At 61.0% G+C, this 24,451-nt stretch carries 21 protein-coding genes; 7 read left to right on the top strand and 14 right to left on the bottom strand.

All coding sequences use genetic code 11. The annotated features are described in order from the left end of the window. The first annotated feature begins 206 nt into the window (after positions 1-206). On the top strand, positions 207-1,496 hold the full coding sequence (locus HYT87_16235; protein ID MBI2061288.1) for an acyl-CoA dehydrogenase family protein: 1,290 nt from the start codon (positions 207-209) through the stop codon (positions 1,494-1,496). A 52-nt stretch (positions 1,497-1,548) separates the two neighbouring features. Next, positions 1,549-1,986: a hypothetical protein gene (locus tag HYT87_16230; GenBank protein ID MBI2061287.1), complete on the top strand. Its 438-nt coding sequence runs from the start codon at positions 1,549-1,551 to the stop codon at positions 1,984-1,986. A gap of 219 nt (positions 1,987-2,205) precedes the next feature. Here the strand turns inward: HYT87_16230 and HYT87_16225 are convergent, their stop codons facing one another. Both HYT87_16225 and HYT87_16220 read right to left on the bottom strand, forming a co-directional pair. Continuing rightward, entirely contained in the window at positions 2,206-4,044 is a 1,839-nt protein-coding gene (locus HYT87_16225) for a lipase maturation factor family protein (GenBank protein MBI2061286.1), read from the bottom strand. Between the two features lie 51 nt (positions 4,045-4,095). Beyond that, positions 4,096-5,409: a glycosyltransferase gene (locus HYT87_16220; GenBank protein MBI2061285.1), complete on the bottom strand. Its 1,314-nt coding sequence runs from the start codon at positions 5,407-5,409 to the stop codon at positions 4,096-4,098. A gap of 107 nt (positions 5,410-5,516) precedes the next feature. Here HYT87_16220 and HYT87_16215 point away from each other — a divergent pair, with 107 nt between their 5' ends. The 5 genes from HYT87_16215 (at position 5,517) to HYT87_16195 (ending at position 13,423) form a co-directional block, all read left to right on the top strand. After that, positions 5,517-6,965 carry a GMC family oxidoreductase gene (locus tag HYT87_16215; GenBank protein MBI2061284.1) on the top strand — a complete coding sequence of 483 codons (1,449 nt, stop codon included), beginning with the start codon at positions 5,517-5,519 and terminating at the stop codon, positions 6,963-6,965. Positions 6,966-7,071: 106 nt separating this feature from the next. Beyond that, the gene (locus HYT87_16210; GenBank protein MBI2061283.1) at positions 7,072-7,704 is read left to right on the top strand and encodes a hypothetical protein; all 633 of its coding nucleotides are present in this window, start codon (positions 7,072-7,074) and stop codon (positions 7,702-7,704) included. Next, the gene (locus HYT87_16205; GenBank protein MBI2061282.1) at positions 7,705-8,658 is read left to right on the top strand and encodes a hypothetical protein; all 954 of its coding nucleotides are present in this window, start codon (positions 7,705-7,707) and stop codon (positions 8,656-8,658) included. A gap of 27 nt (positions 8,659-8,685) precedes the next feature. Then, positions 8,686-10,377 (top strand): hypothetical protein, encoded by a 1,692-nt coding sequence (locus tag HYT87_16200; protein ID MBI2061281.1) that lies wholly within the window; start codon positions 8,686-8,688, stop codon positions 10,375-10,377. Between the two features lie 25 nt (positions 10,378-10,402). Continuing rightward, positions 10,403-13,423, top strand: coding sequence for a carboxypeptidase regulatory-like domain-containing protein (locus HYT87_16195; GenBank protein MBI2061280.1), 3,021 nt, complete (start codon positions 10,403-10,405; stop codon positions 13,421-13,423). A 238-nt stretch (positions 13,424-13,661) separates the two neighbouring features. On the opposite strand, the gene HYT87_16190 is transcribed toward HYT87_16195, so the two are convergent. The 12 genes from HYT87_16190 to pheS all read right to left on the bottom strand — a co-directional run bounded on the left by HYT87_16190 (position 13,662) and on the right by pheS (position 24,434). Continuing rightward, positions 13,662-14,567, bottom strand: a complete 906-nt coding sequence (locus HYT87_16190; protein ID MBI2061279.1) for an SMP-30/gluconolactonase/LRE family protein — start codon at positions 14,565-14,567, stop codon at positions 13,662-13,664. A 32-nt stretch (positions 14,568-14,599) separates the two neighbouring features. Beyond that, positions 14,600-15,436 carry a hypothetical protein gene (locus HYT87_16185; protein ID MBI2061278.1) on the bottom strand — a complete coding sequence of 279 codons (837 nt, stop codon included), beginning with the start codon at positions 15,434-15,436 and terminating at the stop codon, positions 14,600-14,602. A gap of 4 nt (positions 15,437-15,440) precedes the next feature. Then, positions 15,441-16,370, bottom strand: a complete 930-nt coding sequence (gene trxB / locus HYT87_16180; GenBank protein MBI2061277.1) for a thioredoxin-disulfide reductase — start codon at positions 16,368-16,370, stop codon at positions 15,441-15,443. Between the two features lie 96 nt (positions 16,371-16,466). After that, positions 16,467-17,234: an HAD-IA family hydrolase gene (locus HYT87_16175; GenBank protein ID MBI2061276.1), complete on the bottom strand. Its 768-nt coding sequence runs from the start codon at positions 17,232-17,234 to the stop codon at positions 16,467-16,469. After that, positions 17,141-17,593, bottom strand: coding sequence for a preprotein translocase subunit SecG (secG, locus tag HYT87_16170; GenBank protein ID MBI2061275.1), 453 nt, complete (start codon positions 17,591-17,593; stop codon positions 17,141-17,143). Before secG ends, HYT87_16175 begins: the two co-directional genes overlap by 94 nt. Next, positions 17,590-18,420 carry a triose-phosphate isomerase gene (locus HYT87_16165; protein MBI2061274.1) on the bottom strand — a complete coding sequence of 277 codons (831 nt, stop codon included), beginning with the start codon at positions 18,418-18,420 and terminating at the stop codon, positions 17,590-17,592. Before HYT87_16165 ends, secG begins: the two co-directional genes overlap by 4 nt. Beyond that, entirely contained in the window at positions 18,362-19,603 is a 1,242-nt protein-coding gene (locus tag HYT87_16160) for a phosphoglycerate kinase (GenBank protein MBI2061273.1), read from the bottom strand. The genes HYT87_16165 and HYT87_16160 overlap by 59 nt, the downstream gene beginning before the upstream one ends. Next, positions 19,581-20,594: a type I glyceraldehyde-3-phosphate dehydrogenase gene (gap, locus tag HYT87_16155; GenBank protein ID MBI2061272.1), complete on the bottom strand. Its 1,014-nt coding sequence runs from the start codon at positions 20,592-20,594 to the stop codon at positions 19,581-19,583. Before gap ends, HYT87_16160 begins: the two co-directional genes overlap by 23 nt. A gap of 55 nt (positions 20,595-20,649) precedes the next feature. Next, entirely contained in the window at positions 20,650-21,003 is a 354-nt protein-coding gene (locus HYT87_16150) for a MerR family transcriptional regulator (protein ID MBI2061271.1), read from the bottom strand. Beyond that, entirely contained in the window at positions 20,990-21,271 is a 282-nt protein-coding gene (locus HYT87_16145) for an integration host factor subunit alpha (protein MBI2061270.1), read from the bottom strand. The genes HYT87_16150 and HYT87_16145 overlap by 14 nt, the downstream gene beginning before the upstream one ends. A 65-nt stretch (positions 21,272-21,336) precedes the next feature. Further along, positions 21,337-23,427: a phenylalanine--tRNA ligase subunit beta gene (pheT, locus tag HYT87_16140; protein ID MBI2061269.1), complete on the bottom strand. Its 2,091-nt coding sequence runs from the start codon at positions 23,425-23,427 to the stop codon at positions 21,337-21,339. Next, complete coding sequence (pheS, locus tag HYT87_16135; protein ID MBI2061268.1) at positions 23,424-24,434, bottom strand: phenylalanine--tRNA ligase subunit alpha; 1,011 nt, start codon at positions 24,432-24,434, stop codon at positions 23,424-23,426. Before pheS ends, pheT begins: the two co-directional genes overlap by 4 nt. Positions 24,435-24,451: the final 17 nt, after the last annotated feature.

Raw genomic sequence — 24,451 nt, 5'->3', positions numbered from 1 at the left:
GGGCCGGAGCGCAATATCTAGTGGGCATGGCGCGACCCACCTCAAGAGGGCGCGCCCCATTTTCATCGTTCGCGGGTGGCCATTCGGCCATGACGACTGTCCCCAGTCTCCCTCACATGATTTGTGGAACGAAAAGGCGGCTCATTGAAATCCGCCGTGAGTCGTAGCAAACAACCGCTCGGTTGACTAGGCGGATCGGGTGGGACATGATCCCGGCCATGATCGATTTGACGCTCGACCCGGCGATGGAGACGTCGCGGGAGATGATCAAGTGGCTGGGGAAGGAAAAGCTCCGGCCGATCGGCATCGAATGCGATCGAAACGAAGCCCCCCCCCCGCCCGATCATCCTTTTTTCAAGGAGTTCATGGACATGGGGTTGGGCGCCGCGATGTCGCGCGAGTTTCTGAAGCCTGAAGATAAGGATGGAGAGAAGCCCAAAGCACCCTCCGCTGCCGTCCCTGGCGCTACGGGTACGACCAGCCATCCTGGCGTCGAGAAGAAGGTGAAGAACGCCGCCCGTCTCCGGATGATCATTCTCGAAGAGGCAGCGTACTGGGACCACGGGATGGCCGCGTCGTTTCCGGGTCCCGGCTTGGCCACGCCTCCGATCATGTCGATGGGCACGGACGAACAGAAGAAGCGTTTCCTGGCGACCTATGAAGATCAGACGACGCCCAAGTGGGGCGCCTTCGGCCTCACCGAAGCCGGAGCGGGATCGGACGTCGCTGCCATCAAGACGACGTGCCGGAAGGACGGGAAGGAATGGATCCTGAACGGCGAAAAAGTTTTCATCACGAACGGAGCGCGCGCGGAGTGGACAGTGGTTTTCGCCACGATCGATAAAACGAAGGGCCGCGAAGGCCACCGCGCGTTCATGGTCGAGAAGGGCCGGCCCGGATTTCGAGTCGGCAAGATCGAGAAGAAGATGGGCATCCGGTCATCCGAAACGGCGAGCCTCGTCCTTGAGGATTGCCGCGTGCCGGAGGAAAACCTGCTCGGCGGCGAGGGGTACTATCAAGGGAAGGCCGGCTTCAAAGGCGCGATGGGATTCTTCGATCTCACGCGCCCCGGAGTGGGCATCCTGGCCATCGGGGTGGGTCGTGCCGCCTACGAACATGCCCGCGATTTCGTGAAAGAGAATTACATGACGGGCCGGCCCCTCCCCCGCTACAGGAAAATCCAGGAGAAGCTGAACCACATGCGCCGGCGGCTCGACGTCGGCCGCCTCCTCTGCTGGAAAGCGAGTTGGATGGCGGACCACGGAAAGCCGAACAACGTGGAGGCTTCCACTGCGAAGGCCTCATGCGCCCCGATCTCGCTGGAAGTCACACGGATGGGATTGGAGATCATGGCCGATGCGGGAGTGCGACAGGATTATCTGGCCGAAAAGTTTTTCCGCGACATCAAGATTTTCGACATTTTCGAGGGAACGGGGCAGGTTCAGCGGATCGTGATCGCGAAACGCCTTTTGGGTCTGCCGAGCTCGCAAGGGTAGGAATCGCAAGTCGTAAGTCGTGAGTGGCAAGTCGAGAGGCGCGAGGAGTAATGTGAGAGGGGACCCGCTTCGATTCCTGCTCCTGCTACTCACCATTCACTACTCACTACTTGCCACCGCCGCCTGCGAGAATCCCCGCGTGGCCTCGCTGAAGCAGCGGGCCGACGAGTACCACCAGAAAATCATCGCGGGCGATCCAAAGAGCGGCGAGTTCAACCTCCCCGACCCCAACCTCGATCCCAAGCTGCGCGACACCATTCTTCAGATGACGTTTCAAGCGTTGAAAGTAGCGTTTCAGCTGACCGGCCGGCCGACCGCCGCGAGGATCCTATCAGCCGAAATCTCCAAGGACGATCCCACGCAGGCCAAGCTTCTTGTGGAATGGACCCACAAGAAAACCGACGGCACCACCTCCAACGTGAAGAGCCACGAGACGTGGAAACTCCTCGGCGGCACCTGGTACCTCGGCGACGTCCAAAACGAATCGTAGCCGAGGCCGCCAGCCCGTTTCCACCAAGCCGTCACCCATACTATACACCAAGAGCGTCTAACAGAATGCGTAGGGGAGGGTCTTCAGACCCTCCCGACAAGAGGGAGCATCTGAAGATGCTCCCCTACGAATCCGCATTCTGTTAGACGCTAAGGGGCGGCCGCCTCTTAGTGTCTACAAAGGATGGACGGCGGCCGGTGCGCTGTTCCCTGGCGTGCTTCAACGAAGCGATAGGACCGGCGAGTACGTGCCCATGTATTCGCGGTGCCACCAGTCGCCCGTGCGGTGATGATCGTCGGGGGTTGTGAACCGATAGCGATACAAGGTGGCCCTCACGAAGGCAGGTGGGCGATCGGGGAACGGATTCTTGCCCAGAAGCTCAAGGACCTCCGGCGACCCCTGAAGCAGCCGGAACATGAAATTCGCGAACCACGGCTCTCGATCGTAGGTTGAGAGCGCCGCAAACCACATCTGCCAATCCAAGCGGGGCTGGTGAGGCTGGACGAAGTCCGGTCGATGGTGAACGTCACCCGGCTTCCATTTGAACTCATATTCTTTCCACGACTCCTGGTCGTCGCTTCCCTCGATGATGATTTCGTCGCGCTGTGTGGTCATCACGGCAAAGAGGCCATAGCCGTTGATGGATCGAAAGGGCGCCGTGATTCCGTAGAGCGACCGAATCGACGCCGGTATTCGCCGCGGTCGCTCGAAGAGACTCCAGACCAGACTTCCACTCAGCACGAGGATGGCCATGGAGGCCGCGATCAGGACCATCCGATTCATCAGGCTCGGCCTGAGCGAAGCCGCCGCGCTCGTCCCCTTCTGGAAGTTCTCCTTCCACCGGCGAGGAACGAAGCGGTCAAGCCGGGCATCGTCCAGCAGAAGAACGGCCAGTGCAAACGACAGGAGATTGAAGAACGTGTAGTTCCCGGTGGCGCAGATGAGGATTTGGAGCGACGAGAACGCGAGAAACGCGAGCAGCCTCGGGCGTCTCGGAAGAAAAACCAGGAACGGCGCGCCCATTTCGACGACGAACATCGAAAAAACGGAGAACTTCTGGAAGCCCGAGGGAATCTGGTGGGCGAGCCAGCTCGTCCACGTGGGAAGCGGCTGCGTCTCGTAGTGGAAATGGAGGGCCGTGAGATCGCGCCATGTCGAATCTCCGCTCATGAGCTTCACGATCCCCGAAGAGAACATGAGCCGAAAGAGGAGCCATCGGAGGAGGAAAAGTACCCAGCGTGAAGGCGCGTGCTCGCGCCCCGGTTTTGGCCGCCACCCACCGGGGGCGAACAAGATGGCCAGAAAACCGGTTTCGAGAAGCAGGTTGTCCCATTGGAACGACAAGAAATCACCGCCGACTGAAACGAGCGAGAGATAGAAGACCCAGAGTGGAAGGAGGACCGTCGCAGGCGCCACGCCGATGATGAGAAGCGCGGAGAGACCCGATCCACCCCAGCACAGAAAGCGCAGGAACGCATCGTTCGGCCAGATCCAGAATAGGGTGGGGACAAGGTCAAACCGTGCCCCGCCATAGTGGCTCCGCACCGCTTCAAGATATCGTTCCGCGGGCAGGATGCCCTCGCGCCCCATGAGGCCGAGCACCTGATCAGCCAGTGAGAGGAATGCGATCAGGTAGACGATCCCGAGAAGCCGGAGAAACACCCATCGGGTCCAATGGTACGATGCCGGCTGCTCCATCCGGCCCCAGAGAATGCGCGTGAGCCTGCTGAAGAATGGGCGGTGGGCGGCGACGAATGCGTAGACAGCCTCCGATGCAGCCGCCACACCGGGAACGCCCTGATAGGCCCGGAGGGGCCACCCCTTTCCAGGTGAGTGAGCCAGCGCGCGAAAGACAGCTTCCGCGCCGCCGAAGGTTCTGCCGTCGGGCTCGATCAGGCGAACGGATGTCTCAAAGTCGCACTTCGGGATGTTCGGAAATCGTTCAGCCACCTGCTGGTAGGGCGCGTACTCAATGTGATCCTGCGTGAAATGCCTCCACCGCGCGATCCAGTGTCGGCAGAAGCCGCAATCGCCGTCGTAAACCAGCAGAGGCTTCACGCCGCCTCCCGCCCTATCGAGGCCAAGCCTCTATAGTTACCCGCCGGATCACTATAGAGGCTTAACCTCGATAGACGCCTGCCTATTGCATGGCCGGATCCGGAAGGCCCACCATTTGCACTGTAGCAGGAGGTCATCCCTGAAGTATCGCATAACAATCGAGTCGGGGGCCCGCAAGGCAGCCAGGGCCGAATCGGGATCATGAAAGAGCTTCAGGCCGAACGAGCCGCCGACTTCCGCTCCGTCCACGCGCGGACCCTCGTGTATCACCCGGTGATCGATAATCCGGCTCCCAGGACACGTAACGTTTCGCAATCCTTTCGAACGGGATTCAAGGGCGAGATCGTTGTCCCACACATGAACGTACCGCGGATCGAAGATGTTCAATCGGGCAAGCACGTTTCTCCGCAGGAACGGATAGGCCCCGCCTTCGGAATCGAATGGGCCTCCTGGAAGATTCGCCTGATCCGGGGGCACGCCTTGACGGTATGGCAGCGGGCCGTGTTTTCCGACCCACGGGTGTTTCCGGCTCGAATAGGGGACACACGAGCCGAGCCGGTCCACTGCACCGTCCGATTCCAATACAAGCGGGAAGGCCGTCCCGATTCGAGAATCCGATTGAAGCGCAGCGACGAGCGCTTCCGCCCAGCCGGGCGTGACCTCGGTGTCGTCCGCCAAGGCCCCGATGATGGAACCGCGCACGAGGCCGAACGCCAGCCGGTACGCATCGAGGGTCGATCGATGCCCGCGTGACAGAATCACGCCCAACTCCGGAAACCCATTCCGCATCGAGGCCAGGTACGGGAGGGTGCCATCCGTGCTGCCGTTGTCGACCACGAGAATTTCGAAAGGCACGTGTGTATGGAGTCGGACGCTATCGAGGAGTCTTCGGATTGAATCGACGCGATTCCACGTGGACACGCAAACAGAAAGGACCGGGTTCGACGAGCGCGAGAGTTGGTGGTCAAAGGGAACCGGCGGAGCCGTTCGATCCGAGACGACCGCGTGGACGAGCCGGTCTCGATGGGGGGAGTCTACGCCGAGAAGATTGCTGAGTTCGGTTTCCGCGTAGAGGAGGAAGAAATCGTCGGGCCATGCATCGAGGTACTTTCGAAGGACCGGTTGGAGCGATGCCGCTCGCACGGGATCGGTCGAAATCTCAAGGTGGCAGTAGAGGTACAGCCGCTCCAAAGGGGTCAGCCTGCTCCCCCCCTCCCCCTGGCGATTCGCCGATTCCCGGCCGAGCTGTTCCATCGCTCGTGCCCACTCCCGGGGGTCGCCTGCGCTCCGGTATACCGCCTCCATATGCGCATCATGGAGGGCTTGCATTTCGACCGCCGCCATCGCGGCATCCGGGTACACCATGGCTCTATCGTCTCCATCGGCAGTTTCCAGACCAACCTGAAGCCGAGGGCTTCGACCACACCCCCCAATCCTTGCGTGGATCGGAACCATGTTGTATTGCAGATGCCATGGGAGGATCACCCGACGCGGTCATCATCGGTTCCGGGTTTGGCGGTTCGATCACGGCGCTCCGGCTTGCCGAGGCAGGGCGAAAAGTGGTCGTCCTGGAATGGGGGGCTCGGAACACGGCCAAGGATTTCCGCCAAAGCTGGGACCCGCGGTACCTCCAAACCCTCTACAATGTGATTCCTTCCTCCGACTTCGAGGCGCTCTTCCGCTATGCGCGCACCCTCGGCGGCGGATCGGTCATGTTCTCGGGCATGATGCTCCGCTCGCCGAAAGAGGTCTTCGAATTCGTGGACGAGACCGGCTACAAGCCGTGGCCGGACGAGATCACTCGTTCCGTCATGAATCCCTACTATGAGAAAGTCGAGTCGATGATGTCCATCACGCAGGCCCGATGGGATGAAGTGCCTGCCGGTGGAACCTTTTTTGCCCGACTCATCCAAGCGGCCGGAAAGAAGGTGGACCGCGGGAGGTTTCCCTATGTGAACTGCGTGCAGTGCGGCTATTGCGAGGCCGGTTGCATCTACGACGCCAAGAGAAGTCTGACCCTGAACTACATTCCGGCCGCCGAGGCCCTCGGCGTTGAGTTCCGCGTGAATTGCAAGGCCACGCGGATCAATACCGCCGACCGCGGCTACCGCGTGGAATACCGCGACCCCTACGGAAGCCTTCAGGCAATCGACGCCCCGCTCGTGTGCATCGCCTGCAACGCCATTGAAGACGCCGCCCTCCTCCTCCGCTCGAACTCCGGTCTCGACAAGCTGTCCGATCAAGTCGGCCAGAACTTCTCGAGCAACGGCGACCTTGCGTGGCTGTGGCTCCTGCCCAAGCCCTATTACGACAACATGGCGATCTGGCGCGGGCGCAACAACGCCGTGATGCAAACCTTCGGCTGGTGGAATTCACACCTCATCCAAATGCACACCGGCTCCATCCCACCCGGCATCTTCGGCGGACTGGACCTCCGACGCGCGGGCGGCAGCCCCGAACTCGCTTGGGGGATCGACAGCAAGCACTTCGCCTACGACGTGTACCGAAACCGCCTGGTCCCCTGCGTGCTCACCGGGCTGGTCAAAGGTGAAGGAACGGTGCGAATCGACAACACAGGCAAAGCCATCGTCGACCTTCCGGTTACGCCCATCTTCCAGGCCTTCATGGACAAGGCGAGGGGCGTGGCGGAAGAAATCGCCCGCGCGGGCAACGCCGAGGTCTTGAACGCAGCGCCCCGCGGCTTCGAGCGGGGCGCCGCCCATCTGCTGTCCGCCTGTCGGATCGGGTATTCGCCGGAGACGGCCGTGTGCGACCCGAACGGCGAGGTGTTCGGCTACAAGGGACTTTTTGTGACGGACGGGGGAAGCGTCCCTTGCGGAACGGGCGTCAATTCCTCCCTGACGATCGCCGCGAACGCGGAGCGGATTGCCGAGTACATCGTACTGAACCACAAACTATGAGGGAAACGCTTCGTAGGGGAGGACCTTTAGGTCCTCCCAAGATGAGGGAGCAGCTAAAGCTGCTCCCCTACTCATCTCCGTCCTCAGTCCTCGGCACCTATCGAAGATGTTGACCTGGGACCGCCGCACTTGCCGCGTCATGCGGCCATCCGGGCCGCGCAACAAGGATGCAAGCACGGCGGTCTCTCCTGACCGCCGCAGTTTCCTGCTCGCCGTCGGCCAAGCCATGCTGCTTCCGCTGGTCGGCGCCTGCGCGAAAAGATCGGAGGATGAGCCGAACGTGTTCTTCGGTTCGTGCCAGAAACCGACGAACCACGAGGAGGAGACGCTTCTCGCCCTGGCGGACACCGTCATTCCGAGCGCAAAGGAGGACCCCCGCGGTCTGCCGGGCGCAGCCGAAGTCTGCCCGCTCGAACAGCTCTACGACCCCATGCTGCCTCTGGCGGCCGCCGCCCCCCTGATCGTCACATTCCTGGATGACCAGGCCAAGAAGAAATACGGAGCCGAGTACAAGACGCTAGGCCTTGAGGAACGCACCGAAGTCACGAAATCCATCGAGGCCACGTTGCCTCTCCTCGGCTACCTGTTCAAGTTCATCCGGGGAGTGTACTACACCAGTCCCGTCGCCTATGCCGCACTGGGCTTTCCCGGAAACAACCTCGGCTACATCAACCATCCGGACTTCAGCCTCCGCGAACCGCTCGGTGAGGAGATGACGCCGGACGGGAATATGCCGTGAATGGCAAATCGTGAGCCCGTGAATCGTGAACCCGTGAACCAGACGGAATCAGAGAACGGCCTGAAAACGAGTCTGATCGGGCTCACGGGCTCACGGGATCACGGGATCACGCGCTTGCTGCTCACTGCTTACTGCTTACTGTTCACCCTCGCCGGCTGCGCCGACGAGGACAAGCCCCGCGTGGGCGTCGAATGCTCGACGTGTCACGATTATGCCGCTCTCACGGCTGCCCGCGGCAGCGATGCGGATGGTCCGAGAGAATGGCTCGGTACTTCATCGAAGGGGCTGCTCGCCCGAACGTCACCTTTCACGGGATTGGAGGAGTATGTTCTCGATTGGCCGCGTCGCGGCCGGCACCCGGCCTTCACGCTGGAACCCGACACCTGCTTCACTTGCCATCCGGTCACCTCAACCGGCAGCCGACATTCACTCGATGCTTACCCGCCGGGTGTCACCGAGTCGAAGGGCGATTGCGCCTCGTCCTGCCACCTCTGGCTGCCGAATCAGGTACGCAGCTCGGCCCACCCGGACCTCGGTACGGGAGGAACGTATGATGGACCCGGCAGACCATACGAAATGCTGACTCAAACTCGGACGCGTCACACCGATGTGTTCGAGAAGGGCTATCCTGCCGACAAACCGCGCAAGAGCGGCGCCAAGGTCCAATTCATCGCACCGGGGTGCGTCGGCTGCCACTCCTTCCAGGATCCGCGCCACGGGACGATTGCGACCTGCACAGATTGTCACTCCTTCGCCACAAAGACGCCGGAGGCCGCAAGCGGCCAGGGACTCCACGAACTGCACTTGATGTTCATTCAATCCAAGCGCAGCAGCGCAATGCCCTCAAACTGTTCGGTGTGTCACGGCTATGAAAATGACCAGACCTTGTCGAACGCCATGTGCTACAACTGCCACGTCTCGGGGCACAATCCGACGACGGCCTTCTGGCCGTGAGGTCGTGAGCCCGTAAATCGTGAACCCGTGAACCCGAGGGAATCAGAAAGAAGCCCGAAAACGGACCTGATCGGGATCACGGGATCACGGGATCACGGGATCACGCGCCTCGCCCTCACCGCTTGCTGCCTGATGCTCACTGTCGCCGGGTGCGACAACAACAGCCCACTCTCCTCCGGCCTCTCGGCTTTCGATCAGATGTATCTCAATCGCCGACCACCTCTGGGGAAAATCTATCCCGTCACGCTGGCGGACGAGAACTTGGAGCGAAACATTCTGGCTTCGACCCTCCAAGGAACGATCAATCGCGATGAGGTCCGTCTCTATCTGATCGGCGGCGGCAAGGAAGGCGATCGACCGTGGGAAACCGACGAGGATGGCATGAGCGCTCGCTTCTGGATGAACGTCTATCGAGACCGATACGGGGTGAAATGGGAAGATTCGATCGATCTCAGTGGGGCGTTGTCCCTGTTCGGTTCCAGCGTGAGGCGGGTCTACCTGGTTTCGGCGAAGGAACCCTGGAGCCTTCACATCGCTCATGCGATGGCCGCCGTTGATCCCGGTGTGATTCTGTTCGATTCCATCGAGGACACGGCCGCCGCATACCTCCCGAGCGCGGAGAGGGTCGATCTGAGGGGCATGTTCAAATCAGAAAGCGAAGCGCTCGCCGAGGTCGAGCGGCGACTTAGGGGGCAAACTTTCCCGCGCCTCGCCGATCTCACGCCGACGGAATTCCGTCTTCGCGATTTTCTAATCCAGCAGGGAGTGATGACCGCATACGCGCGGCCCCTCATGGAACAGTGGGAAAAGGTGCGGTCCCTCTTTAATCTCCTGCCCGCGGTCACCCCCATCTACGGCTACATCGCCCTCAATGGCGTGGAGGAGTTTCTGGCGGTGAAGGCCATCTCCGAAGCCGGCTTGTTCCTGGTGCCTTCCGATACGACGAGCAATCTCTCCGTTCACTCGGCTGTGGTTCCGTCCCAACCGCCTTCCGTGCCACACGCTGCGGTCGGAGGTTCCGGCTCGATCTGCTCCTCGGGCAAGGCCCGATTTGTTGTCGCCATCAGTGATGCGGACAACGTGTCCATCCCTTTCAACCGGTATGTCCGCCCCGACTACTGGGAGAGCCCGTTGCGCGGAGCCCTGCCCGTCGGTTGGAGCATCGGCCTCTCGCTCCTCGCGCTGGGGCCCGCCGCCATGGATTACTATCTCAGCGGCGTAACCCCGAATGACGAATGGGTTTCGATGATGGGAATCGGCTACGCCCTCCCGGCGTATCATCGGTCCGCGGAGGAGTTCATGAGGAAAAGCTTTGAAACCGCAGGACGGCTCGGCCTGACATCCACGTGGTTCCTGGACGTTCCGCTCCTGACGGCGAGTGATCCGACATGGAAGACCATCGCCGCCGTTGAAGCCGGCACGGCCAATAAAGGTTTCCTCGTCGGTTATGTCGAATTCCCCGGCTCGAAAAGCTTTCAGTACGGCGACGGCAAGTGGGCACTGGCCGTGGCCAGCCAGTACGAAGACACGCCCGCCACCTTCGCCGACCGCATCAACGCCGTCCTCAACGGGTCTTCGGCCCGCGGCGATCCCATCACATTCCTCAGCGCCTCCGTTTGGGGCAACACGTATGAAGGCCTCGCGCAAACCCTTCCATCTCTCGAATCCTCCGGTGCCCGTTTCCTCCTCCCCTCCGAAGCCTTTGCGTGCCTGAATTGATTTTTCGCGGCGGAGGACTAACATGGTGTCCATCGTGAAAGCCGCAGCGGTCTTGTTCTGCATCGTATCGTTGTCGTTTGCTTGTCAATCCCAGGAGAAAAAGAAGACCCCGGTTCTCGATACCACGGCGTTGCTCGTAGAAGGTGAAACGCGCGCGGGGAAGATCACGGACGAGGCGGCGCTGATCAAAGGCCCCGCGGGGGAATCGGAGCTGGGAGACTACAGAATTTACAACGATAAAGTCGCGTTCGTCATTCACAATGAGCAGCCGTCGGACGGGTACATCCACAACGGCGGCGCGATCATCGATGCGGATCTCATCCGATCCGGCGGCGAGCCGGGGCAGGACATGATCAAGGAGTATTCCCCGATTTTCGGGCTGATGCGGCTGCAAGACGTGGACACGGTCACGGTGGTCGATCCGGGAGGATTCGAGAAACCCGCCGTCATCGAGGCGGAAGGTCGAGATGGCACGGTCGAATTCGGCGCCGCCCTCGCGGGAGCCGGGGGGGGGACGGCAAGCTCGGTGATCGCTGCTCTTGATCTGGGTCGGGACAACGGCCTCAAAATCCGTACCCGATACACGCTGGGTCCTTCATCGAATGCCATTCGAATCGAAACGTTTGTAAAGAACGACAGCGACGAACACTGGCCGAGGCCGTTGGACGTGGCCGAATTCCTCACCACAGTCAGCTCGCTCCTCTCAGCCCCGGATCGGCTCGCCATCCGCCGCGCTCTCGCCACCTTCGGCTCGAATGAAACGCTGCGCAAGACGGCGGGCGACGCCATTATCTTCAGCGATCACGCCGCCGATCCCTACATGCTCGGTGTCGGATTCAACCGGAAGGAGATCACCGACGCCGTCAATCTCGGCCTTCTCCTGACGACCGGGGTTGAGACCCCCCAGAATTCCACCAAGATGCTCGGCGCCGTGGGGGAACGTCACGAAGTCGCCTACGGCCTCTTTTTGCCGGACGATCAGACGATCGCGCTTCTCGCGGGTCCGGGTCTCACCGGAGACTTCATGATTTTCGGCGCCTACGAAGCCGAAATCGAGCTGGACCCCGGACAGGAAACAAGCTTCGTCCGATACCTGGCGGTTGGGCGGGACGTGGCGGAGTTGAACGGCGCGCGGCTGGACCTCAGCGGCATCGAGGGAATCGGAACCATTTCCGGTAATGTGAAAACCGACACCGGCGCGTCCGTCGAAGGCGCCCGTGTTCACGCCCTCGACGGTTCGGGAAATTACGATTCGATGGCCGTAACGCGTTCGGGGGGCTCGTACTCCATGAGACTCCCGGCGGGCGAATGGACGCTCTCGGCCACGGGCGAGAGCGAGGGGGAGAACATCATGTATCCTTCCGGCTACCCATTCATGTCGAGGATCGCGGACGGCTACGCGAAGGGCGCCGAAGTCAAAGTCAGTCTGCCCGCGGAGGGGAGCGTGGGACAGGAACTCACGGTGGGAGAGACGACATCCTTCAATGGAACAATCAAAGACAGTTCGGGAACGCTGCTCCCCGGAAAGATTTCGTTTCTGTACGACAAGATGCCGGATCCTTCGGATGAAGAGGCCCGGCAGCTCGCGCGACTCTGGGTGCAAACGCCCTACCGGAACACCAAGAAAGTCATATGGACGAGCGACGGCCAGTTCGAAGGGCAGATCGAACCCGGCAAGTACCGGGTGACCGCCTCGCTCGGATTCGAGTACGACATCCACACGATTCCCGTCACCTTCGCGGCGGGAGAAAAGCGAGACCTCAACTTCGTGCTCAGGCGTGCGGTAGATCTCAAGGACATCTCCGGAAAAGTCGCCTACGTCTCCATCGATTCACACCGACACGCCGGGCCGAGCAATCACGGCGAAGCGCGAGCGGAGGATTCCATCATCACCAATCTGGCTGAGGGACTATGGTCCTTCGCTTCGAGCGACCACGACATCGTGACGGACTATCGCCCGCTCATCCAGGAACTTGGGCTCCAGGACAAGGTCGTGGCGTTCAACAGCGTGGAAATCTCGACCGCGGGCGTGACCGATGCGGACGGCAAGGTCAAGCCGTTCAGCGGCCACTTCAATCCTTTTCCCGTTCTGCTGGGCGGCGGCATCAACAAGGGCGCGCCGATTTGGTGGGCCCCCTCACGCACGCCCGGCCTGATCGACGGAACGCCCGCATCGATCTTCAAGTACGCCCGCGAGAAACTTCTCGCCAAGGTCATCCAGATCAATCACGGCGGCGATGACGGCTACTTCTGCTGGCGGGGCTACGATCCCGCGACCCACACGGCTGCCGACCCTCTCTACTCGGACAACTACGAACTCATGGAGATCATCAACGGAAAAGGCAAGGACAACTGGCTGAGCGAGCTCACCATCTGGTACGGCCAACTGAACTTTGGGGGAAAAACCGTTGGAGTGGCCGTCAGCGATTCCCACCACCGGCTCAACGGCGAGCCGGGATATGGCCGTACCTACGTCGGCGTACCGGTCTCGGTCAACGCGCCCAAACTGTTCACGGACGAAGAGTTGATCAAGCGGCTCACCTGCGAGGGCGTGGAGGCTGGAAAGGAGCCCTGCCGGAATTACATCGTTTCGGGAGGGCCTTTTATCAGGGTCAGACTCGTGCATGGCCAGTTCATCGATGTCTCCAAGGGGATCGGGGATACACTTAAGGCCAAGTTCGCGCGACTCCAATTCGAGATCCATGCCCCCACTTGGATGGGCAAGTTGGATTTCCGAATCAATGAAAATGGCAAGACCCTCTACACGTCGAAATCGAAAGAAATGAGCCAGTGCGCGCAATCGGCCACAGGCACGAAGCGATTCGATTGTGACGTGACGGTCTCGCCTTCCGCCGACGCCTGGTACAACATCGAGACAAGGGTGGAAGAAGGACTGGAATCTGCCAACACCCTCGATCCGGTCTATCCCGGCGCGATCGCCTTCGCCGTCACCGGCCCGCTTTACTTGGATGTAGATTCCAACGGCTGGACCCCGCCCAACACCGCACCCGAAATCCGCCGCCGCGACGGCAAGAACTGCGACTGAGCCACCCAGCCGATCAGGGATTGCGAGGAAACAAGCTACTCAATCGCACGAAGAGGGCGGCCAAGACCGATCGGGTAGGGGAGGACCTTTAGGTCCTCCCAAGAGAAGAGGGAGCAGCTAAAGCTGCTCCCCTACCAAGATAGGAGATCCTTCGTAGGGGGCGGCTGCCCGCTCCGCCCAAGCGGCTGCGAAGGCCGGATGCCGGCCCAACATGTGAACTTTGTTTTCTCGCAATCCCTTAGGGAATCGACGCGCTCTTCACACCGAGCGGGAGTTCGTAGACGCCGCCGCCGAAGAGCTGGGTGACAAAAAGTGAGGTTTCGCTGAAGCCCTTGCCGCGCCCGAAGGCGAGGCTGGCGACGCCTTGGATGCCGGAGGCCACGACCACGGGGTCGGGCGATTTCGGATCGATCCGATAAATCTTCCCAATAATATTGGCGGCCACGTATACTCGCCCTTTCTCATCCATCGCCAAACCGTCATTCGTCGCCAAGTCCGGCAACTTCGCCAGCAGGGCCGGAGCGCCCGGAGAATCGGAAGAGGCCATCGGCACCCGCCACACGCGCGAATCCGGCGCGAGGCTCCCCGCCTCGGAAAAACTTTGAGCGACAAACAGCTCTGAGGCGTCGAGCGAGAAGACCATTCCATTCGGCGCAGCAAGTCCCTTGAGGAAAACAGATGCCGTCCCTCCATCCTTCGGGACCGAATAGATCACATCGCCCATGTCGTCCGATACCAACAGGCTGCCGTCCTTCCGCACAAGAATGAAATTCGGGTCGGGGATATCGGTGGTCAGCGTCGAGACCGCACCCTCCTCGCTCACCCTTAAAACCGCGCCGTCCTTCGCCCGTGGCTCCGGCCCGCCGAAGGTATCGCCGCTTTCCGCCACGAGGATGGAGCCGGAGCCGTCATGGGCTATCCCGATCGGCCCCTTGAGGCTCACAATCTTGTTTGTCGTGCCCTCCGGCTTGATTTCCCACAGCGCCTTGTCTGCCGTGACGAGAAGTCGGCCTTTGGAATCGAAGGCGATCCCCTCAGAACTCTTGAACACTCCCTCGATCAGTGGCCGCGCCGCGACCGGGAGGGATATTTCCGCCTCTTCGGAATCACCGCCGCCGCAACCGGAGAGAACCGTCGCGCTCAACCAAGCGATTCCAATTATTCTTCGGAGTCGGTTCATGCCAACTGGACGAACGGATAGGAGCCCAGAACCTTCAGCGTTGTGGAAGCCCGGGTCAGGTCGCGGAGCGAGGCATCCACCGCCGGATCGCCCTGGCGCCCCTGCATTTCCGCGAGAAACATGTACTCGCCGGGCGCCTCCGGAATCGGAATGGAGAGGACGCGCGTGAGGTTTAGATGTCGTTTCCCCGGAATCATCAGGGCGCGGGCCAGAGATTGAGGTCGGTGTTTGAGCGTAAACACCATCGACGTCCGGAACTTGCGGGACTTGTCACTCCCGCCCCGCAATGGACTCCGTCCCACCAATACGAACGTCGTTGGGGCCGGCCGTCCGATGGAAGGATTCAAGACTTTCAGCCGGAACATCGCCGCCGTATCCCGGCTGGCCAGCGCTGCGGAGCGGACATTCTGCGCGGCTTTCTTCGCGGCAAGAGCCGTGCTTGAAACCTCGACCACTTTCACGTCTCGCGCGTGCCGATCCAGCCATTCCTGCGCCCGGTAAATCCCCTGCGGATGCGAATAGACGATCCGGATGCTCTTGGCGGTTCCCCTGGCCAGGAGCGCCAGACGGACATGAAGATCGACTTCGCAAACGATGCGCGATTCGGAGGAGCCGATGGACCCTCGGCACAGTTCGGAAATGGTTTCATGAATCGTACCGCCTTGGGAGCTTTCGATGGGAGCCACCACGAAGTCCGCATCGCCGTCATAGTATTTCCGAAAGGCGATCCGGATGCGGGAGACCGGACGATACGCGGCCCCGTCACGAAACAGACGCCGCGCGGCAATCGATGAAAAACTTCCGTCAGGCCCCAGGTAAACAACTCGGGGCAAGAGCCTATTCAAGCGACTCCAGATAACGTTCGGCGTCGATGGCGGACATGCAGCCCATGCCGGCGGCGGTCACGGCTTGACGGTAGCGGCGGTCGACCACGTCGCCCGCCGCGAAGACACCGGGAATTTTCGTCGCGCTCGTGCCATTCACCGTCTTGAGGTAGCCGACTTCATCCATGTCGAGGACACCTTTGAACAGCTCGGAGTTCGGCTTGTGACCGATGGCGACGAAGAGGCCCTCGCAAGGTGTCTCCGTCAGTTCTTTCGTGACGATATTTCGAAGCACCACCCCGCCAACCTTGCCGCCTTGGTCCTTAATGTCCTCCACCACGCTGTTCCAGGCGAATGTGATCTTGGGATTTTTCGATGCCCGATCCTGCATGATTTTCGATGCGCGGAGTTTGTCCCGGCGATGGACCACAACGACCGAGCTGCCGAACCGCGTCAGGAAGATCGCCTCTTCCATCGCCGAATCCCCCCCCCCAACCACCACGATGGGCTTGTTCTTGAAGAACGCGCCATCGCAGGTGGCACAGGTGGACACGCCCCGACCGATCAGCTTCTTTTCTTTGTCCAGTCCGATCATCTTGGCCGAGGCGCCGGTGGCAATGATAAGACTCTCGCACCGTGTTTCGCCCTCGCCGCCGATCACTCGAAACGGTCGGGCCTTGAGATCCACTGCGGTGATCTCGTCCATCACGATCTCGGTTCCGAAGCGTTTGGCCTGCGCCCGCATTGTGGTCATCAAGTCGGGACCCTGGACGCCGTGCTCGAAGCCGGGGAAGTTCTCCACTTCGGTCGTGGTCGCCAGTTGGCCGCCCGGCTGAAGCCCTTCGATCACCAGCGGCTTGAGATTTGCCCGGGCCGTGTAGATCGCCGCCGTCAGCCCGGCGCACCCGGACCCAAGAATTAGGACTTTACGCTCCGTGTCCATAGGTGTAGGTGTGCCTCCTCGTAGCGGAGCATCCTTGGATGCTCCCTCTTTGCGGGAGGGTCTGAAGACCCTCCCCTACGCAGATGTCCGAACGCATCAGGCGAGATACTGTGGCAGATCGGTTATTTTTTCAAGGAGGACGTCCGGGCAGCGTGCGCGGATGTCTTCGGGGTGGCCGAGACCGTAGGTTACTCCGCAGGTGAAGACGCCGGCGCCGGCGCCCGTTTCCAAGTCGATCGTGCTGTCCCCGACAAAGGCGGTGGAGGCCGGAACCGCACCGATTCGTTCCATGGCCTCCAGCAGAGCTTTGGGGTCCGGTTTCTTGTACGGCAGACTTTCGCCTCCAAAGATTTGCTGGAAATAGCCGGCGATGTTCAGCCCCTCAAGAATCTTCTTTGAAAGGACTTCCGGCTTGTTGGACAGGACGGCCAGCTTCTTCTTCTGAAAATGCGTCAGCACGTCCAAGACCCCTTCGTAGAGGCGGGTGTGATCCAGGAGGTGATCCGAATAGAACTGGATAAAGATCGAGCGGCCGGTCTCAAACATGGCCGGATTCACGTTCTCCAAGTCGATGCCGATGGCTTTCAGACTGTCCTGGAGCAGTGGGCCAGCACCGCGCCCGATGAAGGTGTAGATTGTTTCGTGGTCGAGCTTACGGTAGCCGAAATGCTCGAGCGTGTGGTTCACGGCGATGGCAATGTCCTCCCGCGAATCGATGAGAGTCCCGTCCAGGTCGAAGACAATCGTGTCAACGACGCGGGGACCGCCTCCTACCGCGGTGCCGATGGCGGTGGGGCGACGGGGGCTTGGGCGGGTGGCGCTGGAGCTGCCGGCGCCTGGGATCCTTCCACGGCGGGCGGCGATGCCTCGGGGGTAGCCGACGGCGGTGCTGCTGCGGGCGGATTCACCGCCGAAGGTGAAGTGGGTACTGGCAAGGCCTCGGGGGCCGTAACGGGAGGCGGAGTCTTCACGTCTTGCATCACGCTGCCGCCCCCGCCCCGACCCATTCGGATCGCCAGCGTCACGGAAGTGAGAATGAACACGGCCGCCGCGCCGGCGGTAACCTTCTCCAGAAAGCTGGTGGCTCCCTTTCCGCCGAAGATCGCCGTGGCCGTCTCACTGAAGGTCACGCTGAACCCGGAGCTTCGGCCGGGCTGAAGGAGAATGCTCAGAACCAGCACCAGCGCGCTGAGAATGTGGATCGTAATCAAGATGGCCGTCATGTCAGTGCCTCCGCTGTCATAATAATTTTCAGAAAACTCTCCGCTTTCAAACTGGCGCCCCCTACCAGTGCTCCATCGATGTCCGCCTGTCCGAGAAATGGCCCCGCATTCTCCGGCGTCACGCTCCCGCCGTATTGAATGGGAACGGTCTCGGCGGCCGCTCCCATCAGGCTCTGGAGCGTGCGTCGAATCAAGCCGTGGACTTCCTGCGCTTCCTCCGGTTTCGGAGTCACGCCCGTTCCGATGGCCCAGACAGGCTCATAGGCCATGACGAAGCGCACGACCGGCCCCGCTTGGGCAATGCCGGCCAATCCTTCTCGTACCTGGGACTCCACTTTGGCCAGAGTATTCCCTTTCTTGCGTTCCTCCAAGGTCTCCCCGACGCACAGGATGGGACAAAGCCCATGCTTCACCGCGGAGGCAACCTTTTTCGAGGCCGTCTCATTGGTTTCCCCGAAAAACTGGCGACGTTCCGAGTGGCCGATGATGACATACTGGCATCCCACCTCCATCAACATCGGCGCCGATACTTCACCGGTGTAGGCGCCCTTCTCCTCCCAGTGCATATCCTGCGCCCCAAGCCCGATGCGGCTGCCGGCAAGGATCTGTCCCACCGGTTTCAGCCCCGGGAAGGGGGGATGTACGGTCACGCGGGTTTTTCCCTGGGCGGGAAGTTCTTTCTTGAGATGCTCGGCCAATGCGAGACCTTCCTGAAGGGTCGGAACCATTTTCCAGTTTCCCGAGATGAGGGGAGTTCGCTTCTTAATTTCAGTTCGCCCGGGCGGTGGCCGCCGGTCCGTCGGTTTCCGAATCCCTTTTCGCCGCATCGGCAAGCGCCACCAGCCCCGGAAGGGCGGCCCCTTCGAGAAACTCCATCGCCGCGCCGCCTCCCGTGGACAAGTGCGTGAACCACGCCATGACGCCCGCCTGACGGACGCCCGCCAGGGTGTCGCCACCGCCGCCCACCGTGTAGGCCATGCACTCTGCGATCCGGCGCGCCAGGGTGATCGTCCCCTTGGAGTACGCCTGCGTTTCAAAAATGCCCATGGGACCGTTCCAAAAAATCGTCCGCGCCCGTGCGATATGCCGGCAGAAGAGGTCGATCGACTTGGGTCCGATATCCACACCCGTCATTCCGTTCGGAATATCCGCGCCGCGCGTCACTTCGGCCTTCTCCTCGTCCTCGATCTTCGCCGTGACCAGATGATCCACCGGGAAAAGGACATTGACGCCCAGTTGGCGGCAGTGGTGGATGATCTCCTCGGCCACGGCCAGCTTGTCGGCCTCCACCAGCGACTTCCCCACGGAAATGCCCTGGGCCTTGAGGAACGTGTAGGCCATGGCGCCGCCAACGATGATCGTGTCCACTTTGTCCGCCAGGTTGTAGATTAGCCCGATCTTGTCGGACACCTTCGCGCCGCCCAGAACGGCGAGATACGGGCGGTCCGGCTCCTGGAGAAGACGGCTGAGCTTGAAAAGTTCGCGCTTGAGAAGAAAGCCTCCCACCGATTTCTTCACCACTTTGGGGATGCCTACCACGGAGGCATGGGGTCGGTGGACGACTCCGAAGGCATCGTTCACAAATATCTCGCCGAACTTGGCGAGCGAATCGACAAACTTCGGATCGTTTTTCTTTTCGCCCGGATGGAATCTCAAATTCTCCAAGAGCAGGACTTGGTCGGGCTTGAGCGCCATGGCTTGCTGGAGCGCCGCCGCCCCCCCGGGTTCATCCGAGAGGATGACCTCCGTGCCCAAGAGGCGGGACAGCATTTCGGCCGCCGGCATCAGGCTCAGTTTCGGGTCCGGCCCATCCTTCGGCCTCCCACGATGCGAACAAATCGTCAGCTTGCAACGCCGATTCAGGATGTAGCGGATGCTGTCCAGCGCGGCGGTGATGCGCGTATCGTCTGTGACCCGTCCGCTCGAATCGACGGGAACGTTGAGGTCCGCGCGCAGGAGGACGCGGTTCGCCTTCAGGTCGATTTCGTCAAGATATTTGATGAGCGACATATTCGGTCAGATCCGTCATCCGGTTAGAGAATCCCCACTCGTTGTCGTACCACGCGAGCACTTTCACCATCCGCTTGCCGATCACGGCGGTGGATCCGGCATCCACCACGGCCGATCGCGCATCCCCGTTGAAATCGACGGAAACAAGCGGTTCGGTCTCGAAGCCCATGATGCCCTTCAGATCCTTCTCGGAAGCGGCCTTCATCGCCGCGTTCACCTGCTCCACGGAGGTGTCTTTCTCCGTCTCGACGACGAGGTCCACCACCGAAACGTTCTGGGTCGGGACCCGGATGGACAGACCGTCCAGCTTCCCCGACAACTCCGGAATCACGAGGTGGATGGCCTTGGCGGCCCCTGTGCTCGTGGGAATCATCGAGGCGGCGGCCGCGCGTGCCCGCCGAAGATCCTTGTGCGGAAGATCCAGCAGACGCTGGTCGTTGGTGTAGGAATGGACGGTGGTCATAAGGCCCCGAACGATTCCGAAATTTTTGAGGAGCGTCCAAGCCACGGGCGCGAGACAGTTCGTGGTGCAGGAGGCGTTGGATACGACGTGATGTTTCTTGGGATCGAACGTTTTGTGGTTCACGCCCATGACAAACGTTGCGTCCGGATTTTTCGCCGGGGCCGAGATGATGACCTTTTTCGCGCCGGCTTTCAGGTGCGCCTCTGCCTTTTCGCGCTCGGTGAACAGGCCGGTGCTCTCCAGCACAATGTCCGCGCCCAGATCCTTCCATGGAATTTTCGCGGGGTCTCTTTCCGCCGTAATCACGGCTTTCTGGTCGTTGAATACGAGGGCCTTTCCCTCCGCGCGAATGTCTCCCGGAAACCGTCCGTGAATCGAATCGTATTTGAGCAGGTGGGCGAGGGTCGCGGTATCGTACAGATCGTTGATCGCCACGACCTCCAGTTCGCGCTTCTGGGCGGTGAGGACCCGCACCACGCACCGGCCGATCCGGCCAAACCCGTTGATACCGATCTTTGTCTTTCCCATGATGTGTGACTCCTCCGAACCCTCCCGCCGTTTTCGGCGGGATTGTTCCATCCTTCTATGATTCTTTCAAGATTTCAATGATGGAGGTCAGTTCTCTCCGGATCGTGCGAAGGCCTTCGCGAACGGACTCCGGAAGATGGTCGGTGCCCACCGGCTTCGCGCGACGGTGCAGCGATTTCTTGGCTCCCTCGATCGTGTAGCCCTGTTCGTAGAGAAGTTCCTTGATGTGGAGGATCAAATCCACGTCCGGGCGCCGATAGAGCCTTTGCCGGCTTCCGCTCTTCTGCGGCGCCAATTGCTCGAACTCCGTTTCCCAGTATCTCAACACGTAAGGCTCCAGTCCTGTGTACCGGCTGATTTCACCGATCCTGTAGTAAACCTTGTCCGGTAGCCGCTTAGGAGGCACGATTCAGCGATTTGCGGAGGACGTGGCTGGCCTTGAATACCACCACGCGATGCGGCGGCAGGATGATGGTTTCCGCGGTCTTGGGGTTGCGTCCCTTCCGGGCCTTCTTGTGCCGGACCTCGAAACTTCCAAAACCGGAAATCTTCACCTTCTCGCCGGTTTCCAGCGATTTCTTGATCACATCCAGCGTCCTTTCCACAATCCGCCCGGACTCGCTCCGCGGAATCCCGACGGTCTGGTGGATGCCCTCGATCAGGTCCGCCTTGGTCAACGTATTTCCCACGAATTCACCTCCTTTAGCAGCCTCAAGTTCCCGGGCGGCTTCGCCCCGGAACACTATTCACGGCTTCCCGTGTATAGCCCGGAATTGGTTTCACGTAAACCCGCGCCCTTCGATTTCAGGGCCTCCGCCAAAAGGCCCAGGGCCTGATGGATTTCCTCGTCGGTGAACGTCCGATCCTGACGGGAAAACGTAAGCCGGAGCGCCAGGCTCTTCTTGCCCGGCGCCACCTGGGATCCCCGGTATTCATCGTAGGGCTCGATGCTCTCCAAGAAAGGAACCGACTGCCCCCGGATCTCCGCCAGCAGACCGTCGCACGTCACATGCTCATCCACCACCAAGGCAAGGTCACGGACGACGGACGGGAACCTTGAGAACGAAGCGATGTGGCGAACAGGATGCCAGGCGCCGAGGAGCGCCCTCACGTCCAACTCCGCCACCCAAGCCTCCGCATCGAGGTCCAGCGCGCCTAGCACGTTCTTCCGGATGAGTCCCATCGATCCCAATAGCGTGTCGCTCGAAAACACCCCGATGCTCTCCTCCGGCGCATAGAGTTCGGACGGTTTGTCGCGGAAGGCAACCGAAGGGACACCCAGCCCGTCGAGGAGCGTTTCGATTCCGCCCTTGAGTTCGAGAAACGATTCGCGCGGGGCCCCGCCCACATGGGCGAGTCCTGCGCACGCTATGGGCGATTCTTCAACCATTCGATTCGATTTCTTATATAAGTAGACGGAGCCGATTTCAAACAGCTTCACCGATTTCCGGCCGTGGCGAAGGTTGTAGGCCATCACCCCGATGAGCGAGGGCAGGAGCGAGGGACGGACGTATCCCTGCTCTTCGCTGAGCGGATTGAGAATTTCGATGGGCTCCATGTCCGGGGGCGCCGTGCGCCCGGCGAGCACTTCCAGAGTGTGCCGCGAAGAAAAGGAGGGCGTGATGATTTCCTGAAACCCGGAGGCCGCGAGCCTCTGACGGATCTCACGCTCCAAGGCCCGATCGACGCCGGGACCTGCGGATCTTACCCGCGTGGGGGGGAGCTCCGAGGGAATGTGCTCGTATCCACAGATTCGGATCGCCTCCTCCACAAGGTCGATTTCCTTGTCCAGGTCCACCCGCCAGGGAGGAGGGGTGACGTCCAGCGTGTTTGGGGATCGCCGGCGGACCTTCATGCCGAGCTGACCGAACATTTTCTCACAGGGTTTCGCCTGTAGCTTGACGCCGGTGTGCCGCTCCACGGCGGCGACGTCGAAACGAAGCCGTTTGCGCTTGATCGGCTTGGGGTACACATCCAGCGCTCCCGGACAAATCTCTCCGCCGGCATTTTCCTGGAGGAGCGCCGCCGCCCGATCGAGAGCGACCGGAACCCCTTCCACATCGACTCCGCGCTCGAATCGGAAGGAGGATTCCGTGAGGATCTTCAGCCGCTTCGCCGTTCGACGAATGGTGGCCGGATCGAAGTACGCGCTCTCCAGGAAAACATCCCGGGTGGTGGCTCGGATCTCCGTATTCATCCCGCCCATGATGCCGCCCAGCGCCACGGGCCGTTCCGCATCACAGATCAACACGTCCCCATCCGCCAACTCACGCTGTTGGCCGTCGAGCGTAATAAAGTTGCCGGGACCGCCCTGCCTCCGCACGATGATCTTTCCTCCTTCGATCAGCGCCAGATCGAAGGCGTGAAGAGGCTGGCCCATCTCCAGAAGGATGTAGTTCGTCACGTCCACAACATTATTGATGGGACGAAGCCCCATCTTCTGCAGGCGGTAGGCGATGAGCGGGGAGGATGGACCGATGCTGACATTCAGGATCACCCGGCCGGTGTACCTCGGACATTCCCGCGGGCAGGCAATCTTGACGGAGGCCCGGCCGGCGGTCCGGACGGAGCCTTCTTTCAGTTTCACCGGTGTCGTGGCCGGCCTGCCCCGTCCGAACAGAACCCTCAGCTCCCGGCCCAGACCCGCCACCGAAAGACAGTCGGGCCTGTTCGGGGTTACATTGACGTCCAGGAGCGCATCGCTTTGTTTCTCCTCGTCGATGGGGAGGACGCTGTCGACTTCAAGCCCCGCCAGGGTCAGGCGGCGAGCCGCCTCCTCCGGCTCGATCTCAAGCCCGGACACTTCTTTGAGCCAGCTCCAGAGGACTTTCAAAATTGCTCCAAAAACCGCAGGTCGTTCTCGTAGAACAACCGGATATTGCTGATGCCATGGCGGAGCATCGCGATCCGCTCGATGCCCATGCCGAAGGCGAAGCCGGAGAGTTTGGACGGATCGTAGCCCACGTTGAGGAGGACTTTGGGGTGAACCATCCCGGCGCCCAGAATCTCCAGCCATCCTGAGCCTCCGCACACCTTGCAGCCCTGGCCGCGGCACATGACACACTGCATGTCCACCTCCGCCCCCGGCTCCACGAACGGGAAGTAGCTGGGGCGGAAGCGAATCGGAAGTCCTTTTCCAAAAATCTCCTCGACAAAAAGCTGCAACACCCCTTTGAGATGGCCCATGTGGATGCCGCGGTCCACCATGAGGCCCTCAACCTGATGGAAGATAGGGGAATGGGTGATGTCGGAATCCTTCCTGTACACCTTGCCGGGCGCGATGATCTGGATGGGCGGTCGTTCCGCCAGCATCGTTCGAATCTGAACGGGGGATGTGTGCGTTCGGAGAAGCAGATCTTCGCTCAGGTAGAACGTATCCTGCATGTCTCTCGCGGGATGGTTTTTCGGGATGTTGAGCGCTTCGAAGTTGTTGTAGTCCGTTTCGATCTCGGGGCCGGTCCGGATTTGAAATCCCATCCGTACGAACACATCGCAAACGGCTTCCAGAGTCTGGGTGAGCGGATGCAGGCGGCCCAGCGCCGGGCGACGGCCGGGAAACGTCGTGTCCAGCCGCTTTTCGGTCTGTCCGCCGCCCTTTTCAAGATCGCGGGATTTGCCTTCGAGTTGGCCCTCCAGCTCCTGCTTGGTCTCATTGAGAAGACGGCCCATGGCGGGACGGTCTTCGACGGGACATTCGGCAAGCGCTTTGGTGAGAAGGGTGAGTTCGCCGCCCTTGCGGCCGAAGAATTTTACGCGGACGAGTTCCAGTTCCTCTTTCGTTCGAGCGGCGGAGATGGCACCCGCGGCCTCGTCCCGAAGCTTCTGGATGCGCTCCCGCATCGAGGGAGAGGGGGGCA

The organism is Nitrospirota bacterium (assembly GCA_016180645.1).
In the GTDB taxonomy this organism is placed as follows: Bacteria; JACPQY01; JACPQY01; order JACPQY01; family JACPQY01; genus JACPAV01.
Note: the sequence above shows the minus strand (reverse complement) of the source record. Positions and strands in the feature narration are given on the sequence as shown.

What these genes read in the sequence shown, in the direction of transcription:
- HYT87_16235 (MBI2061288.1), top strand. Translation starts at nt 207, where the DNA reads ATGATCCCGGCCATGATCGATTTGACGCTCGACCCGGCGATGGAGACG.
- HYT87_16220 (MBI2061285.1), bottom strand. Translation starts at nt 5,409, where the DNA reads ATGGTGTACCCGGATGCCGCGATGGCGGCGGTCGAAATGCAAGCCCTC.
- HYT87_16215 (MBI2061284.1), top strand. Translation starts at nt 5,517, where the DNA reads ATGGGAGGATCACCCGACGCGGTCATCATCGGTTCCGGGTTTGGCGGT.
- HYT87_16210 (MBI2061283.1), top strand. Translation starts at nt 7,072, where the DNA reads ATGTTGACCTGGGACCGCCGCACTTGCCGCGTCATGCGGCCATCCGGG.
- HYT87_16205 (MBI2061282.1), top strand. Translation starts at nt 7,705, where the DNA reads ATGGCAAATCGTGAGCCCGTGAATCGTGAACCCGTGAACCAGACGGAA.
- trxB (MBI2061277.1), bottom strand. Translation starts at nt 16,370, where the DNA reads ATGGACACGGAGCGTAAAGTCCTAATTCTTGGGTCCGGGTGCGCCGGG.
- secG (MBI2061275.1), bottom strand. Translation starts at nt 17,593, where the DNA reads ATGACGGCCATCTTGATTACGATCCACATTCTCAGCGCGCTGGTGCTG.
- HYT87_16165 (MBI2061274.1), bottom strand. Translation starts at nt 18,420, where the DNA reads ATGCGGCGAAAAGGGATTCGGAAACCGACGGACCGGCGGCCACCGCCC.
- HYT87_16160 (MBI2061273.1), bottom strand. Translation starts at nt 19,603, where the DNA reads ATGTCGCTCATCAAATATCTTGACGAAATCGACCTGAAGGCGAACCGC.
- gap (MBI2061272.1), bottom strand. Translation starts at nt 20,594, where the DNA reads ATGGGAAAGACAAAGATCGGTATCAACGGGTTTGGCCGGATCGGCCGG.
- pheS (MBI2061268.1), bottom strand. Translation starts at nt 24,434, where the DNA reads ATGCGGGAGCGCATCCAGAAGCTTCGGGACGAGGCCGCGGGTGCCATC.